Genomic DNA, 15,631 nt, shown 5'->3' with positions numbered 1-15,631 from the left:
CGGTCGTACGTCCGACTGGGCGTAAAGTTCGGTGGGGCCTGGCCGCACCAGGCCCCGGGCCGACCGGCTCACCAGCGCCACGCAAAGAGCACCGAGGACTCTGTAAGGGGTCTGTCTCAGTACGTGGCTGTTACCGCTCAGTAGAGATGACGTTTTCGAGTGACGCGGTACACGATGGAGGCGGCGCGACCCAGCAGAGCAAGACCTAGTAGCGAAGGAACAGCGTGGCTTCCGGATCCGATCGCAACCCGATCATCATTGGTGGCCTTCCCAGCCAGGTCCCGGATTTCGATCCCGAGGAGACGGCGGAATGGCTCGACTCGCTTGACGCCGCTATCGACGAGCGCGGACGCGAGCGCGCCCGCTACCTGATGCTGCGCCTCATCGAGCGCGCCCGCGAAAAGCGCGTGGCCGTGCCCGAGATGCGCAGCACGGACTACGTGAACACCATCGCGACCAAGGACGAGCCGTTCTTCCCCGGCAACGAGGAGATCGAGCGCAAGGTCCTGAACGCGACCCGCTGGAACGCGGCGGTCATGGTGTCCCGTGCCCAGCGGCCCGGTATCGGCGTCGGCGGCCACATCGCCACGTTCGCCTCCTCCGCCTCCCTGTACGACGTGGGCTTCAACCACTTCTTCCGGGGCAAGGACGGCGGCGACGGCGGCGACCAGATCTTCTTCCAGGGGCACGCCTCGCCGGGCGTCTACGCCCGCGCGTTCCTCCTGGACCGGCTGAGCGAGCAGCAGCTCGACGCCTTCCGGCAGGAGAAGTCCAAGGCCCCCTACGGCCTGTCCTCGTACCCCCACCCGCGCCTCATGCCGGACTTCTGGGAGTTCCCGACCGTCTCCATGGGCCTCGGCCCCCTCGGGGCGATCTACCAGGCCCGGATGAACCGCTACATGCAGGCGCGCGGCATCGCCGACACCTCGCAGTCGCATGTGTGGGCCTACCTCGGCGACGGCGAGATGGACGAGCCCGAGTCCCTCGGACAGCTCTCCCTGGCCGCCCGCGAGGGCCTGGACAACCTCACCTTCGTCGTCAACTGCAACCTGCAGCGGCTCGACGGCCCGGTGCGCGGCAACGGCAAGATCATCCAGGAGCTGGAGTCCCAGTTCCGGGGCGCCGGCTGGAACGTCATCAAGCTCATCTGGGACCGCAGCTGGGACCCGCTGCTCGCCCAGGACCGCGACGGCGTGCTGGTCAACAAGCTCAACACCACGCCCGACGGCCAGTTCCAGACGTACGCCACCGAGACCGGCGCGTACATCCGCCAGCACTTCTTCGGCGACGACCAGCGGCTGCGCGGCATGGTCGAGGGCCTCACCGACGACCAGATCCTGCACCTGGGCCGCGGCGGTCACGACCACAAGAAGATCTACGCGGCGTACAAGGCGGCCAAGGAGCACAAGGGGCAGCCGACCGTCATCCTGGCCCAGACCGTCAAGGGCTGGACCCTCGGGCCGAACTTCGAGGGCCGCAACGCGACCCACCAGATGAAGAAGCTCACCACCGACGACCTCAAGCGCTTCCGGGACCGGCTGCACATCCCCATCACGGACAAGCAGCTCGAAGAGGGCTACCCGCCCTACTACCACCCCGGCGCGAAGTCCGAGGAAATCCAGTACATGCACGACCGCCGCGCCGGCCTCGGCGGCTACGTGCCCACCCGCGTGGTGCGCGCCAAGCCTCTCAACCTCCCGGACGAGAAGGCCTACGCCGCCACCAAGAAGGGCTCCGGCACCCAGTCGATCGCCACCACCATGGCCTTCGTCCGGCTGCTCAAGGACCTCATGCGGGACAAGGAGATCGGCAAGCGCTTCGTGCCGATCGCCCCCGACGAGTACCGCACCTTCGGCATGGACTCGCTGTTCCCGTCCGCCAAGATCTACAACCCGCTCGGCCAGCAGTACGAGGCCGTGGACCGCGAGCTGCTCCTGGCGTACAAGGAGTCCCCGACCGGCCAGATGCTGCACGACGGCATCTCCGAGGCGGGCTGTACGGCCTCGCTGATCGCCGCGGGCTCCGCGTACGCCACCCACGGCGAGCCGCTGATCCCGATCTACGTCTTCTACTCGATGTTCGGCTTCCAGCGCACGGGTGACCAGTTCTGGCAGATGGGTGACCAGCTGGCGCGCGGCTTCGTGCTCGGCGCCACGGCGGGCCGTACGACCCTGACCGGTGAAGGCCTCCAGCACGCCGACGGCCACTCGCACCTGCTCGCCTCGACCAACCCGGCGGTCGTCGCCTACGACCCCGCCTTCGGGTTCGAGATCGCGCACATCGTCAAGGACGGCCTGCGCCGGATGTACGGCGAGAACAGCGAGGACGTCTTCTACTACCTCACCGTCTACAACGAGCCGATCGTGCACCCCGCGGAGCCGGCCGACGTCGACGCCGAGGGCATCCTCAAGGGCATCTACAAGTACCGCTCCGGCGACGCCGGGGCCATCCCCGCGCAGATCCTCGCGTCGGGTGTGGCGGTGCCGTGGGCCCTGGACGCGCAGAAGATCCTCGCCGAGGAGTGGAACGTACGGGCCGACGTCTGGTCCGCCACCTCCTGGAACGAGCTGCGGCGCGACGCCGTAGAGACCGAGACCCACAACCTCCTCCACCCGGAGGAGGAGCAGCGCGTGCCCTACGTCACACGCAAGCTCGCAGGCTCCGAAGGTCCCTTCGTCGCCGTCTCCGACTGGATGCGGGCCGTACCCGACCAGATCTCCCGCTGGGTCCCGGGCACCTACCAGTCCCTGGGCGCGGACGGCTTCGGCTTCGCCGACACCCGTGGCGCGGCCCGGCGCTTCTTCCACATCGACGCGCAGTCGGTGGTCCTCGGCGTCCTCACGGAGCTCGCCAAGGACGGCAAGATCGACCGGTCCGTGCTCAAGCAGGCGATCGACCGCTACCAGCTGCTCGACGTCTCCGCGGCGGACCCCGGCGCGGCCGGCGGCGACGCGTAGCCGTCGCCCACGCCGTCAGCCACGGCCGGGCCCCTGCCGCACCACGCGGCGGGGGCCCGGCCGTTCGGTTGCGGGGATCGCTACCAGCCGGCGTTCGTGAGCCAGAGCAGCGCTATGAGCGTGTCGATCGCGCCCAGAATCAGCGCGACGACGGCGGGTATCGGCTTGCGGCCGCTCCTGCCGCGCCCCATGCCGAGCCAGCCGCAGAGGACGGCGATCGGGCCGAGGACGATGCCTAGGACGAAGAATCCGGCGAGTGCGCAGATGACTCCGACGATGGCCAGGGTTCCGGTGTCGGAACGGGTACTGGTGGGCGGGCGGGCCGGCATGGCACCTCCTTGGGTGTCAAAGGTTCACCAGAGCATTTGCCCCTAACTCTGGTCGACAATCTGGAACGCCCGGATCGTGTGCCGGGACTCCGGAACCCAGGTGCCCGAGGGGAAGGTCACGAAGTCTCCTTCCGTGGCGCACTCGCGGCTCTGATAGGTCGTCACGAGCTTCCTGGTCCGGTTGACGAAGGACTTCGCGGAGGTCCCCTCGGGCAGCGGGACGCAGGAATTGACGTCGGTGTCGGCCAGCTCGTGGACCGTACGGGAACCGCCGTAGCCGGGCTTCGCCCACAGGCACAGCTCGCCGGGCGAGCAGTCGCCCGAGGCGGGGGCGGCGGCGGCCGGGGCCGCGCAGGCGAGGACGAGGACGGCGGCGGTGGCGGCGGTCAGAACGTGACGCATGGTGGATCACTCCCCGTTGTGGTTTCTCAGGTACGTGATCAGCTTCGCCGTCCCGTACGCCCGGGAAAAGGGGGTTCAACCGCTTTCATCCTGATAGGGAATTGACAAACGGGCCCGGCCGAACCCGCCCCGAACCCGCCCGAACCCCGTCGCAGGACCCGACGGGACGCCATTACCACCCGCGGCGACGGCAGGAGCCATCCCCCGAACGAGTGGGCGGAATCGCACCGTTTCAAACGTGACTTGGGTCACCCCCGGGCCGGGAGGGCCTCCGCGTCTCTTAGGCTGGCCGGTACGCGTTTCCTCCGGGGAGCGGCCTCGTTGGGCCTCGTACCTCCTGGACGGACACCCCCACATCACAACGCGAGGCGGAAATCCTTGGGCTTTGTCGACGAGCGCTTCAGCTCGCCCTCCCTGCGTGCCCTGCTGGCGCTGGCCGTGGTGTTCGTCATGCTGGCGACCACCGGATGGACGGCCCTGCACAGTTCGAGGGCCGGTTCCGACCCGAGAGCCACCGCCCTGGCGGCCTGGCTCAAGGACTCGGTGGGGGGTAGAAGCCTGCCGCGCCCGGAGGCCGGCGCTGACGCCGTCGCGCACTTCTTCGCCACGCTCTCGCCCGCGCAGCGCCAGCGGCTCGCCGTGCGGTATCCGCTGGTCGTGGGGAACCTCAACGGCGCGCCGGTCTCCCTGCGCTACGCGGCGAACCGCCACGCGCTCGCGGCGGCCGAGATCCGGGAGACCCAGCGCTCGCACAGCGACCTGCTGACATTCGAGGGCCGCCAGGACGCGGCCAGCCGTGCCGACCGCTACGCCTCGCTGCTGAGCGGCGACCGGCAGATCCTCGCCTTCGACCCCACCGGACGCGGCCGGGTGGCCGAGGTCTTCGGTGACCTCGCCGCCGCCGACCGGGTCTCGGTCATCGTCCCCGGCGTGGACACCGACATCCTGAGCTTCGAGCGCACCGTCCAGGAGTACCGGGCCCCGGTCGGCATGGCGTCCGCGCTCTACACCGCCGAGCGGACCGTGCGGCCGTCCGCGCACACCGCGGTCATCGCCTGGGCCGACTACACCACGCCGTCCGGCGTCGGCCTGGACGCCTCGACCGGCGAACTGGCCGAGGCCGGTGCGAAGCGGCTCAACGCCCTGCTCACCGCGCTCCCGGCGCGCTCCCAGGTCTCGCTCTTCTGCCACTCGTACGGTTCCGTGCTGTGCGGCGTGGCCGCGTCCCACCTGCCGGCCTCGGTCACCGACGTGGCCGTCTTCGGCAGCCCCGGCATGCGCGCCGAACACGCCGCGGACCTGCACACCACCGCGCGCGTCTGGGCCACCCGGGACTCCACCGACTGGATCGGCGACGTCCCCCACCTGGAATTCGCCGGCCTCGGCCACGGCGCCGACCCCGTCTCCCGCGCCTTCGGCGCCCGCGTCATCGCGGCGACGGGCGCCCAAGGGCATGCGGGGTACTTCCAGCAGGGGACGGCCAGCCTGGCCAACTTCACGCGGATAGCGCTGGGGGCGTACGGCTCGGTGACCTGCGCCAGTGGCTCTGCGTGTACGGCTTAGGGCCTACTCGCGCGCCGTCGACGTCGACGACATGTCCGGGTAGCGGTCGCCCGCGACCTGGTCGGCGATCTGGTCCAGCCACTCCAGTTCCAGCTCGTTGAGCTCGATACGGGTCGCCGCCGCGTTCTCGCGGACGCGCTCCGCCTTGCGGGTGCCGGGGATGGGGACCACCGTCAGCCCGTGTGCGTGGGCGCGGCTGTGGACCCAGGCCAGGGCGATCTGGCCGAGGGTGGCGTCGTGGGCCTTGGCGGCCTTGCGTACGGGGTCGAGGAGATCCGCGTTGCGCTTGGCGTTCTCGCCGGTGAAGCGGGGCTGGAACTGGCGGAAGTCGGTGCCGGACAGGTCGGCGGCGGCATCCTGGAAGGCGCCGGTGAGGAAGCCGCGGCCGAGCGGGGAGTAGGGCACGACGGCGACGCCCAGTTCGGCGGCGGCGGCGACGAGGGAGATCTCGACGTCGCGGCTGAAGAGCGACCACTCGGACTGGACGGCGGCGATCGGGTGCACGGCGTGCGCCTCGCGCAGCTCCGCGCCGGTGACCTCGGACAGGCCCAGGTACTTCACCTTGCCCTCCGCGACGAGCTCGACCATCGCGCCGACCGACTCGGCGAAGGGGACGGCAGGGTCGCGGCGGTGCATGTAGTAGAGGTCGATGACATCGACGCCGAGCCGCCGGAGGCTGGCCTCGACGGCCTGCCGGATGTAGGCGGGGTCGTTGCTGACGGCCCGGTAGTGGGGGTCTTCGGCCTTGCGGACGATGCCGAACTTGGTCGCGAGGGTTATCTCGTCGCGGTGGGCGCGGACGAAGGGGGCGATGAACTCCTCGTTGGCCCCGGAGCCGTAGACGTCGGCGGTGTCGAAGAGGGTGACGCCCGCGTCGAGGGCGGCCTCCAGGGTGGCGCGGGCGGCGGCCTCGTCGGTGTCGCCGTAGAACTCGCTCATGCCCATGCAGCCGAGCCCCTGGATGCCCACGACGGGCCCTGCGGTGCCGAGGACAGCGGTGCTGATCTTGTCGTTGCTCATGGGGTCAGGCCCTTTCCGTATACATGTCGATCTTGTGGTCAAGGACCGCGAGGGTGTCCTGGAGCTCCGCGATCCGGCGCAGCACATCGGTCCGGGTCCCCTCCAGCAGCGCCCGGCGGTCGTCGTACGTCTGGTCACCGAGCCGCACCAGCTCGGCGTAGCGGACCATGTCCGCGACCGGCATCCCGGTCAGCCGCAGCTTGCCGACGAAGCCCAGCCAGTCCAGGTCGCGGTTGGTGAACCGCCGCTGCCCTGTGTGCGAGCGGTCGACGTGCGGCATCAGCCCGATCCGCTCGTACCAGCGCAGGGTGTGCGCGGTGAGCCCGGTGACCTCGGCCACCTCGCTGATCGTGTAGCGGTCTCTGCCGTCCGGGAGCGGGTGCGCCGTATCGTCCTCGCAGCTGCTCACGTTGCCGGGCTTGCTCTTCGCCACCTGCGTCACGGTCATGGCGTCAACGCTAGAACGTTGGAGTGCACTCGAAGCAAGCGGGTTTGCGTCAGCGAACGGCAGGTAATGTGCGGGCATGCCCGAGAATCCGGCCCCAGCGACCCCACCAGCCCCATCGGCCCCGTCGGCCACGCCCGAGCGGGACCGGCTGCTGCGGCTCACCGCCGACTACGTACTGGAGCACGGGGTCGCCGAGCTGAGCCTGCGGCGACTGGGGCAGGCGATCGGGACCAACAACCGGATGCTGCTGTACTACTTCGGCTCCAAGGAGGAGCTGATCCTGGCGGCGCTGAACGAGGCGAGCCGGAGCTTTCCCGTGCTCGCGCGCGCCTTCGCGATCCTGGATGACCGGCGGCAGCCGCTGGCCGACCGGATCACCACCGCCTGGGAGGCCGTCGCCGACGACGGGAACCTGCCCTTCCACCGCACCTTCTTCGAGGTCCTCGGCCTGGCCGCCCACCAGCGCGGCCGCTTCGACGCCTTCCTGGACTCCGTCGGCACCGACTGGCGCCGCCACGCCGCCGCCTGCCTGCGCCGCGACGGCGTCCCCGGCCCGGCCGCCGACGACCTGGCACGGGAACTCGTCGCGGTGTGGCGCGGCCTGCAACTCGACCTGATCACCTCCGGGGACCGGGCCGGCACCGACCGCGCCAACGCCGCCGTGGCGGCGTCCATCGCGGAGCGGGCGGAGGCGTACGGCAAGCCGGTCACGAACGACCCTGGCGGACCTTGATCTGCGTGGTCCCAGCGCGTCACCACGATGCCGACCGAAACGGGCGGTATTTTCCCCATATGTCCGCCAGCGCCTTCGTCACGGCCACGCCCACGCCCACGCCCACGCCGCACAAGCCGCGTCTGCTGTACGACGCCTGTCCACTGTGCTCCGCCCCCGAGATCTCCGTACTGCGCCACGGCGACTGCTCACACCACCTGCTCTACAAGCCGGTGGTCGCGCCGATCATGGTCTGGATGCGCTGCTCCGCCTGCGAACATGTCTTCACCGACGGCTACTTCTCGGACGAGGTCTCGGCGGAGGTCTTCTCCTCGACCAACCCGGGCCAGCAGCCGGGCGCGGAGTTCGAGCAGAGCCGCTATATCTCCGCGCGCATCGTGGAGCGCGTCACCCGCTATGCCGCGGACGGCCGCTGGCTCGACGTCGGCTTCGGCAACGGCTCGCTGCTGTTCACCGCGGAAGAGTGGGGTTACGAGCCCGAAGGCCTGGATCTGCGGCCTTCGACGGCCCGGGGACTGAGCGAACTCGGCATCGAGGCCCGCTGCGCCGACCTCACGACGCTCGACGCTCCGGGCCGGTACTCCGTGATCAGTCTGGCCGACGTGCTGGAGCACATGCCGTACCCGGGTGAGGGCCTGGTCGCCGCGCACCGTTTGCTGCGGGAGGACGGCGTGATCTTCGCATCGATGCCCCACTACGGCTGTGCGGTCTGGCGCCTGCTCGATGCGGGCAACGTCAACCCGTACTGGGGAGAGCTGGAGCACTTCCACAACTTCAGCCGCCGGCGCCTCTACGCACTGCTGGAAGAGCACGGCTTCGAGCCCCTGCACTACGCGGTCAGCGAACGCTACCGGGTGTGCATGGAGGTCATCGCCCGCCGCGTCTAGGCCCTGTCCGGATTTACCTGGGGGGAGGAGTCACAGGGATCCTCGGTACGACGATGTCCAGCGGGCCGTCCGGGATCGCCACGGCGTCCGTGCTCCAGCCCCAGATGGAACAGACCTTGCGGTTCGGGTCGCTGTGGCCGTCCCTGCCGTGCAGGACACGGTAGTTGTCGACGCACATCATCTCTCCGGCCTCGACCCGGAACATCGGGCCGGTGTCACGGGCGGCGACGACCGCGCTCTCCCAGCGGCGTACGAAGGCCCAGTGCGCGGCCTCGTGGGCCGTTCCCTCGACCGGCGCCTGCCAGGGGTGGAAGCGGCCCTGGAGGCGGCCGGAGGGGGTGCGGCGGGCGATGGGGGCGTAGGTGCCCTGCGGGTAGTTCGGCTCGGAGTGGTCGATGTCGACGGTGCGGCAGAAGTCGGCGAGGTCGGCGTGCTCGGGGTCGGCGGCCAGCAGGTCGAGCAGCCGGGCAGTGTCGATGAGGAAGGAGTCGCCGCCCACCGCGGCGGGGCGCTCGCACCACAGGAAGAGGTGGTCGGGCGCGTAGTCGCCGAAGGCGAAGCCGTCGTTGTGGGCGATCATCCGCTCCTCGGAGGTACCGAAGTCGCGCTTGCGGCCGTGCTTGTCGGCCGGCTGGGCGTCCACCACCATCGCCTCGCGCCGGTTGTTCGCCTTGGTCGCCTCGAACTGCGTGCCGATCCGGACACTTCTGTCGCCCATGACCTGCGCGCCGAAGGCCACGGCCGCCGCCTCGTCGGCCAGCCCCGTGACGATGGCGGCGCCCTCGCGGGCCATGACCTGCCTGGCCTCGTCCGCGCCGGACACCCTGCGGGGGATGAAGCTCGCCGAACTCACGTCCATCACTGCGCCTCCTCGGTCTTCGTGAACCAACCGTTGAACCGATCGGTTCATTCACCATAGGCGGGCCGTGTTTCGTGCCGGTATCGCCACCGTTAGGCTCGCTGGCATGCACAGCCTGAGCCCCATCGACCTGAGCCTGATCGAGACATGGCCCGTCCCCCACGCGGCGGCGGCCGTCGTCCGCCGGGACGGCACCGTGGCGGGCACCCACGGCCCCGCCGACCGGCCCTTCCGGCTGGCCTCGGTCACCAAGCCGCTCACGGCCTACGCCGCGCTCGTCGCGTACGAGGAAGGCGTCTACGAACTGGACGACCCGGCGGGCCCCGAGGGCTCGACGATGCGGCACCTGCTCTCGCACACCTCCGGCCTCGCCTTCGACGAGCCCCGGGTCATGGCCGCCCCCGGCACCCGGCGGCTCTACTCCAACGCGGGCTTCGAGGCCCTCGCCGACCACATCGCCAAGGCCACCGAGATCCCCTTCGGGGAGTATCTGCGACTGGCCGTCCTGGAGCCGCTGGGCATGGCCGCCACCTCCCTGACCGGCTCCCCGGCCGCCGGCGGCGTCTCCACCGCCGGCGACCTCGCGGCCTTCACCGCCGAGCTGCAGGCCCCGCGGCTGATCCACCCCTCGACCCTGGCCGAGGCCACGTCGGTGGTCTTCCCCGGCCTCAAGGGCGTCCTGCCGGGTTACGGGCACCAGAACCCCAACGACTGGGGGCTGGGATTCGAGCTGCGCGACTCCAAGTCCCCGCACTGGACGGGATCCTTGTCCTCCCCCCGTACGTACGGGCACTTCGGCCAGTCCGGCACCTTCCTGTGGGTGGACCCGGAGGCGGGCGCGGCCTGCGTCGCCCTGACGGACCGTGACTTCGGGGAGTGGGCACAGCCGTTGTGGCCGGCGTTCACGGACGCGGTGCTCGGGGAACTACGCTCGGCCTGAGACTCAGCGCTCGTCGAGGGCCGCCACGATGCCGTCCCACAGGCGGCTGCGGGCCGTCAGGCTCCGTACGGCCGCATCGGCGCACTGGTCCCACTTGGCGTCGTCGTCGCCGCACAGGTCGGCGACCATCTGCATGGCCATCGGGGTGTGCTCCTCGCCGTCGACCTCGATGTGCCGGGCCAGGTAGTCGCAGAAGACGGGGAACCGTTCGGCGTTGCCCTCGACCTTGATGACCTGGTCGAACATCTCGGGGATGAGGTCCTCGCGTCCGAAGGCGAACGCCGCGGCCTGGCTGTGGACCGGGGCGTCGGCGATGGTCTTGAAAGTCGACTTGACGAACTCGGCGGCGGGGAAGGGCACTTGGGCGGCCCGCAGGGCCCGGTGCACATCGGTCCCGGCGGCGAGCAGCCGGAGGAAGGTGTCGATGGGGGCGGTGTTCGCGCCCGCCTCGGTCATGCCGCTGCGGTAGAGCTCGAAGTGGCTCGTGAAACCGCCGCCCAGCTCGTCGCTCTCCTCGACCAGGACGATGTCGTTGATCAGCCGCCGGCTCGTCGCCGACCCGCGCGGCACCCAGGGGACGTCCACGCAGGTCAGGTTCCGCTGCAGGGACTTGAGCAGGGACATGAAGTCCCACACCGCGAAGACATGGTGTTCCATGAAGGTCGCCATCTCGGCCCGGCTGCTTATCCGGTGGTAAATCGGGTGGGCGGTCACTTCTTTGCGGGCCGACTCGATCGCGGTGCGCGTCCGGTCGATGCCTTCGTGTACCTGGTCCCAGTCGTACCTGGACATGGATCTCCTTACTTCGATTCCCGGAGCCTTTTGATCACATGATCGATCACGCGGCTCCGGCCAATCGTGGTGCGGTTGCGAACCGATGGTGCCGCTTTTCTCGCACACTCAGCAAGTCATTCCGGAAATCCGGGAATAGCCGCAGGACAAAAGAGCGCGAGGAGCGGCAGAATGCATCAAAGCTGCGCGTACCGGACACTTGAGCGATTTTTTCGAAACCCTTGACAGGCGACTGTTCACATCATCCTGCGCAGGTCAGAGGGGACTACCGGAAGAAACCTGTGCCCTGATCCACAGAAAACTTTCACAATCGTCGAACGGATGAGGCAGCATCTCCGTATTCACCGATGTCCGGAGCCGGAAGGAGGTCGTCGGCGCAGTGCCCAGGGAACCTGTGACCGTCACCATCGCCTACCGGGTGGCACCGGGACGCGAGGCCGAGTTCCACTCCTGGGCGACCACCCTGCTGAGCGTGATAGCCCAGGTCCCGGGCTATCTGGGCGGCGGGATCCTGGCGTCCGGGGAGACCGGGGCCGAGTGGCATCTCATCCATCGTTTCGACGACGACGACAACGCGCGGGCCTGGGAGATTTCCGCGGCGAGAACGCAGTTGGCGGCTCGCGCCGACCAAATAGCCGAGGAGACCGGACGCCGTGGCATATCCGGCCTGAAATCATGGTTCGACGGCCCGGAAACCCCGGTGGCGGCCCCACCGCCGGCACCGCAACCGCCGCCGAAATGGAAGTTGTGGTTCGTGAACATGAGTGCCGTCTTCCCACCGGTTCTCATATTCAACCTGACGGTGATTCCTTACCTCAGCAGCGTGAATCCACTCCTCCGTACCCTGGCTCTGTGCCTGACCGTGACAGCCATTGTCACCTGGGTACTCATGCCGCGCTTGCAGCGCTTTCTCAAGAAATGGCTGTACCCACCGCTCCAGGCGTTCCGCGGGCGGCACAAGCGCCGAGCCGCATAGGAACGGAAAGCAAGAAAAGGAGGTGGGCCGGGTGAAGACTCTGCTCATCGACAATTACGACTCGTACACGTACAACCTGTTCCAGCTGATCGCCGAGGTCAACGGCGAGGAGCCGGTCGTGGTCCTCAACGACGCGCCGCCGGGCCCGGAACTGGATCTGCGCGGCTTCGACAACATCGTGGTGTCCCCGGGGCCCGGACACCCGGCCGAGCCGCGTGACTTCGGGATCGGCACGACGCTGCTGGCCCGGTCCGGCATACCGGTACTGGGGGTGTGCCTCGGGCACCAGGGCATCGCGGTGGGCGAACGGGCCCGGGTGGCGGCTGCGCCGCGGCCCCGGCACGGCCATCTGTCGAGGATCAGGCACGACGGCCGCGAACTGTTCCAGGGGCTGCCGCAGAACTTCACCGCGGTGCGCTACCACTCGCTGTCCGTGCAGAGCCCGCTGCCGCGGACCCTGGAGGCCACCGCCTGGGCCGAGGACGGCGTGCTGATGGGCCTGCGGCACCGCAGCCGGCCGATGTGGGGCGTGCAGTTCCACCCCGAGTCCGTCCTCACCGAGTTCGGCCACCGGATGCTCGCCAACTTCCGGGACCTGACGGCGGCCCGGCGCCGCCCCCGTTCCCGGACCCGCCCGGCGGCCCCGGCCCCGAACGCGCCCCCGCGCGTGCCGGTGCCCGCGCCCCTGCCCGCGCCCGGCGGCTACCGTCTGCACTCCAGGGTGATCGACACCGCCGTGGACACGGAAGCGGCCTTCACCCGGATGTGCGGTGACTCGCCCCGCGCCTTCTGGCTGGACAGCTCCCGGGTCGAGGCCGGGCAGTCCCGCTTCTCGTTCTTCGGTGACGACACGGGCCCCCTGGCCGAGTTCGTACGCTACGACGTCCGGACCGGCACCAGCGAGATCGAGCGGACCGGGCGCCCGGTGCGGCGGATCCGACGAGGCAGCGTCTTCGACTACCTGAAACGGCAGTTGGCGCTGCGCAAGGTGAACGCCCCCGGTCTCCCCTTCGACTTCACCGGCGGTTACGTCGGCTACTTCGGCTACGAGCTCAAGGCCGACTGCGGCTCCCCCAACCGCCACCACGCCGAAACCCCCGACGCCTGCTGGCTCTTCGCCGACCGGCTGATCGCCGTGGACCACCAGGAGGGCGCCACCTACGCCGTCTGCCTCGCCGAGGACACCCCCCAGGGCGCCGGCGAAGCCGCCGACTGGCTCGACAGCGCGGTGGCCAGGCTGAGTTTCGTACCGGCCGCCCCCTCGCCCGCCGCCCCGGCGCCCGCCGCGCAGGACCTCGGCGCCGCCGAACCGTGGCTGGTCCGCGACCGGGCCGCCTATGTGGCCGACATCGAGTCCTGCCAACGCGAGCTGAAGGCCGGCGTCAGCTACGAGATCTGCCTCACCAACGCCGCCCGGCTGCCCGCGCCCAGCGACAGCTACGACTACTACCGGGTGCTGCGCCGCTACAACCCGGCGCCCTACGCCGCCTATCTGAAGTTCCAGGACGTGGATGTGGCCTGCTCCTCCCCCGAGCGGTTCCTGCGGATCACCCCGGACGGCACCGCCGAGGCCAAGCCCATCAAGGGCACCGCGCCGCGCAGCTCGCAGCCGGAGGAGGACGCCCGGCTGCGGGACTCCCTCGCCGCCGATGAGAAGACCCGGGCCGAGAACCTGATGATCGTCGACCTGCTCCGCAACGACCTGGGCCGGGTCTGCGAGACCGCGACGGTGAAGGTGCCCCGCTTAATGGCGACCGAGACCTACGCCACCGTGCACCAGCTGGTCTCCACCGTCACGGGCAAGCTGCGCAAGGGCACCGGCGCGGTGGACGCGGTGCGCGCCTGCTTCCCCGGCGGCTCGATGACCGGCGCGCCGAAGCTGCGCACGATGGAGATCATCGACTCGCTGGAGACCGAGGCGCGCGGGGTCTACTCCGGCGCGATCGGCTATCTGAGCTGCAACGGCGCCGCCGACCTCAACATCGTCATCCGCACCGCCGTCTTCAGCGGCGGCCGGATGCACCTCGGCGCGGGCGGCGCCATCGTCCTGGACTCGGACCCGGACGCGGAGTACGACGAGATGCTGCTCAAGACCGCCGCCCCGATGCGCGCCTACCAGGACCACACGGTCCTGGGCAACGTCCCGGAGGCCGTCCGGTGACCCCCCGGACCACGACCACGACCACGCTGAGCCCCACGCCCGCTTCCGCCGCCTCCCCCGCCTCCCCCTCACGGCGTACGTCCGGGAACCTGGCCGCCGACCTCGCCGCACTGGCCGAGAGCCGGGGCTGGGCCACCCGCCCGGCCTTCCACGAGGGCCACCAGGTCACCACCCACGGCGAGGTGCACGACCTCGCAGCCCGCGCCGCCACCGTCCTGGCCGCCCACGGTGTGGGCCCCGGCGACCGCGTACTGCTCGCGCTCCCCGACTCCATCGCCTGGGTGACCGCCTTCCTCGCCACCGCGCGGTTAGGCGCAACCGCCGTCCTGGCCAACCCCGAACTACCCCAGGCGGACCACGAGTTCATGGCCGAGGACGCCTCCGTCGGGCTGGCCGTGACCGGCCCCGGCCTGGAGGAACGGTTCGCCCCCGGCCGCCGCCTCGGCGCCGACGAACTGCTCGCGCTCGCCCGCGCCGCCGCCCCGGCCGACCCCCATCCGGCCGGGCCGCGCACCCCGCTGTACGTGCAGTACACCTCCGGAACCACCGGCCGCCCCAAGGGCGTTGTGCACTGCCACGGCGACCCGGCGGCGTACCACGAGCTCATCGGCAGGCAGCTGCTGGGGATCCGGCCCGACGACGTCACCCTGTCGGTGTCCAAGCTCTTCTTCGCCTACGGCTTCGGCAACGCCTTCGTCTTCCCGCTCTTCTCCGGCTCCTCCGCCGTCCTGGTGGACCGCAGGCCCTCCCCCGCCGCCGTGGACGAACTGGTCGCCCGGCACCGGGTGACCCTGCTCTACTCCGTGCCGTCCGCCTACGCCGCCCTGGTGGCCGACCGGGCCCTCGGGCACGCCGCCTGCTTCGCCTCCGTACGCGCCGCCGTCTCCGCCGGGGAGGGCATGCCCGCCGGGCTCGGGGAACGGGTCACCGACCTGCTCGGCGCGCCCGTCCTGGAGCAGATCGGCTCGACCGAGGCCGGCCACGCCTTCTGCGCGAACAGCCTGGCCCACAACATCCCGGGCACCGTCGGCCGCCCGGTGCCCGGCTTCGAGGTGGAGCTGCGGGACCGCGCCGGGAACCCGGTGCCCAGCGGCGCCGAGGGCGAACTGTGGGTCAAGGGCCCGACGCTGACCCCCGGGTATCTGAACCTGCCGGAGGAGACCGCCCGAGCGCTGTCCGGCGGCTGGCTCAACACCCGGGACCGAGCCCGCCGCGAGCCGGACGGCGCCTACCGGCACCTGGGCCGGACCGACGACATGGAGATGACCGGCGGCATCACGGTCTCACCGCTGGAGGTGGAGGACGTGCTGCGCGGCCATCCGGCGGTGCACGAGGTCGCCGTCGCGGCCGTCACCGACGGCCAGGGCGCCACCCGGCTGTGGGCGTTCGTGGTCACCGGATCGACTGACGATTCGACCGGCATCGAGCCCGAGCTGATCGCGCTCGCCCGCAAGCACCTGGCCTCCTTCAAAGTGCCCCGGACCGTACGCGTCGTGCCGTCCCTCCCCCGCACCCCCACCGGCAAGCTCCGCCGACACCTGGTCCGCCAGGGCGCCTGGTGAAC

General features: G+C 70.3%; 14 protein-coding genes. 8 read left to right on the top strand and 6 right to left on the bottom strand.

The genetic code is table 11. From position 1 onward, the window contains the following. Positions 1-224: 224 nt before the first annotated feature. Positions 225-2,957: a pyruvate dehydrogenase (acetyl-transferring), homodimeric type gene (gene aceE, locus OG607_RS32415; protein WP_405730984.1), complete on the top strand. Its 2,733-nt coding sequence runs from the start codon at positions 225-227 to the stop codon at positions 2,955-2,957. Positions 2,958-3,037: 80 nt separating this feature from the next. Here aceE and OG607_RS32410 read toward each other — a convergent pair whose 3' ends face one another. Further along, entirely contained in the window at positions 3,038-3,286 is a 249-nt protein-coding gene (locus tag OG607_RS32410; RefSeq protein ID WP_405730982.1) for a small hydrophobic protein, read from the bottom strand. Positions 3,287-3,328: 42 nt separating this feature from the next. Continuing rightward, positions 3,329-3,688, bottom strand: coding sequence for a peptidase inhibitor family I36 protein (locus tag OG607_RS32405; protein ID WP_405730980.1), 360 nt, complete (start codon positions 3,686-3,688; stop codon positions 3,329-3,331). A gap of 378 nt (positions 3,689-4,066) precedes the next feature. Between OG607_RS32405 and OG607_RS32400 the strand changes: the two genes are divergently transcribed. After that, complete coding sequence (locus OG607_RS32400) at positions 4,067-5,251, top strand: alpha/beta hydrolase (RefSeq protein WP_405730978.1); 1,185 nt, start codon at positions 4,067-4,069, stop codon at positions 5,249-5,251. 3 nt (positions 5,252-5,254) lie between these two features. Here OG607_RS32400 and OG607_RS32395 read toward each other — a convergent pair whose 3' ends face one another. Together OG607_RS32395 and OG607_RS32390 are read right to left on the bottom strand one after the other, a co-directional pair. Continuing rightward, a complete protein-coding gene (locus OG607_RS32395; RefSeq protein WP_405730976.1) occupies positions 5,255-6,271 on the bottom strand; it encodes an aldo/keto reductase in 1,017 nt (338 codons plus the stop codon). 4 nt (positions 6,272-6,275) lie between these two features. Beyond that, a complete protein-coding gene (locus tag OG607_RS32390; protein WP_405730974.1) occupies positions 6,276-6,719 on the bottom strand; it encodes a MerR family transcriptional regulator in 444 nt (147 codons plus the stop codon). 76 nt (positions 6,720-6,795) lie between these two features. Here OG607_RS32390 and OG607_RS32385 point away from each other — a divergent pair, with 76 nt between their 5' ends. Further along, on the top strand, positions 6,796-7,452 hold the full coding sequence (locus tag OG607_RS32385; RefSeq protein ID WP_405730972.1) for a TetR/AcrR family transcriptional regulator: 657 nt from the start codon (positions 6,796-6,798) through the stop codon (positions 7,450-7,452). A 59-nt stretch (positions 7,453-7,511) separates the two neighbouring features. Further along, positions 7,512-8,339 carry a class I SAM-dependent methyltransferase gene (locus OG607_RS32380; RefSeq protein WP_405730970.1) on the top strand — a complete coding sequence of 276 codons (828 nt, stop codon included), beginning with the start codon at positions 7,512-7,514 and terminating at the stop codon, positions 8,337-8,339. Between the two features lie 13 nt (positions 8,340-8,352). Here OG607_RS32380 and OG607_RS32375 read toward each other — a convergent pair whose 3' ends face one another. Next, positions 8,353-9,198, bottom strand: coding sequence for a TauD/TfdA family dioxygenase (locus OG607_RS32375; protein WP_405730968.1), 846 nt, complete (start codon positions 9,196-9,198; stop codon positions 8,353-8,355). A 106-nt stretch (positions 9,199-9,304) separates the two neighbouring features. On the opposite strand from OG607_RS32375, the gene OG607_RS32370 reads away from it, so the two are divergent. Further along, on the top strand, positions 9,305-10,138 hold the full coding sequence (locus OG607_RS32370; RefSeq protein ID WP_405730966.1) for a serine hydrolase domain-containing protein: 834 nt from the start codon (positions 9,305-9,307) through the stop codon (positions 10,136-10,138). 3 nt (positions 10,139-10,141) lie between these two features. On the opposite strand, the gene OG607_RS32365 is transcribed toward OG607_RS32370, so the two are convergent. After that, positions 10,142-10,930 (bottom strand): DUF3050 domain-containing protein, encoded by a 789-nt coding sequence (locus OG607_RS32365; RefSeq protein WP_405730964.1) that lies wholly within the window; start codon positions 10,928-10,930, stop codon positions 10,142-10,144. A gap of 394 nt (positions 10,931-11,324) precedes the next feature. Here OG607_RS32365 and OG607_RS32360 point away from each other — a divergent pair, with 394 nt between their 5' ends. The 3 genes from OG607_RS32360 to OG607_RS32350 are packed head-to-tail and all read left to right on the top strand — an operon-like array spanning position 11,325 to position 15,629. Next, the gene (locus tag OG607_RS32360; protein ID WP_405730962.1) at positions 11,325-11,906 is read left to right on the top strand and encodes an antibiotic biosynthesis monooxygenase; all 582 of its coding nucleotides are present in this window, start codon (positions 11,325-11,327) and stop codon (positions 11,904-11,906) included. A gap of 31 nt (positions 11,907-11,937) precedes the next feature. Continuing rightward, positions 11,938-14,067 (top strand): aminodeoxychorismate synthase component I, encoded by a 2,130-nt coding sequence (pabB, locus tag OG607_RS32355; RefSeq protein WP_405730960.1) that lies wholly within the window; start codon positions 11,938-11,940, stop codon positions 14,065-14,067. Then, positions 14,064-15,629, top strand: coding sequence for an AMP-binding protein (locus OG607_RS32350; protein WP_405730958.1), 1,566 nt, complete (start codon positions 14,064-14,066; stop codon positions 15,627-15,629). Before pabB ends, OG607_RS32350 begins: the two co-directional genes overlap by 4 nt. Positions 15,630-15,631: the final 2 nt, after the last annotated feature.

The sequence above is a fragment of the Streptomyces sp. NBC_01537 genome (assembly GCF_045040445.1).
GTDB lineage: Bacteria > Actinomycetota > Actinomycetes > Streptomycetales > Streptomycetaceae > Actinacidiphila.
The sequence above is the reverse complement of the archived record's forward strand: the minus strand, read 5'-3'. Positions and strand labels throughout refer to the sequence as shown.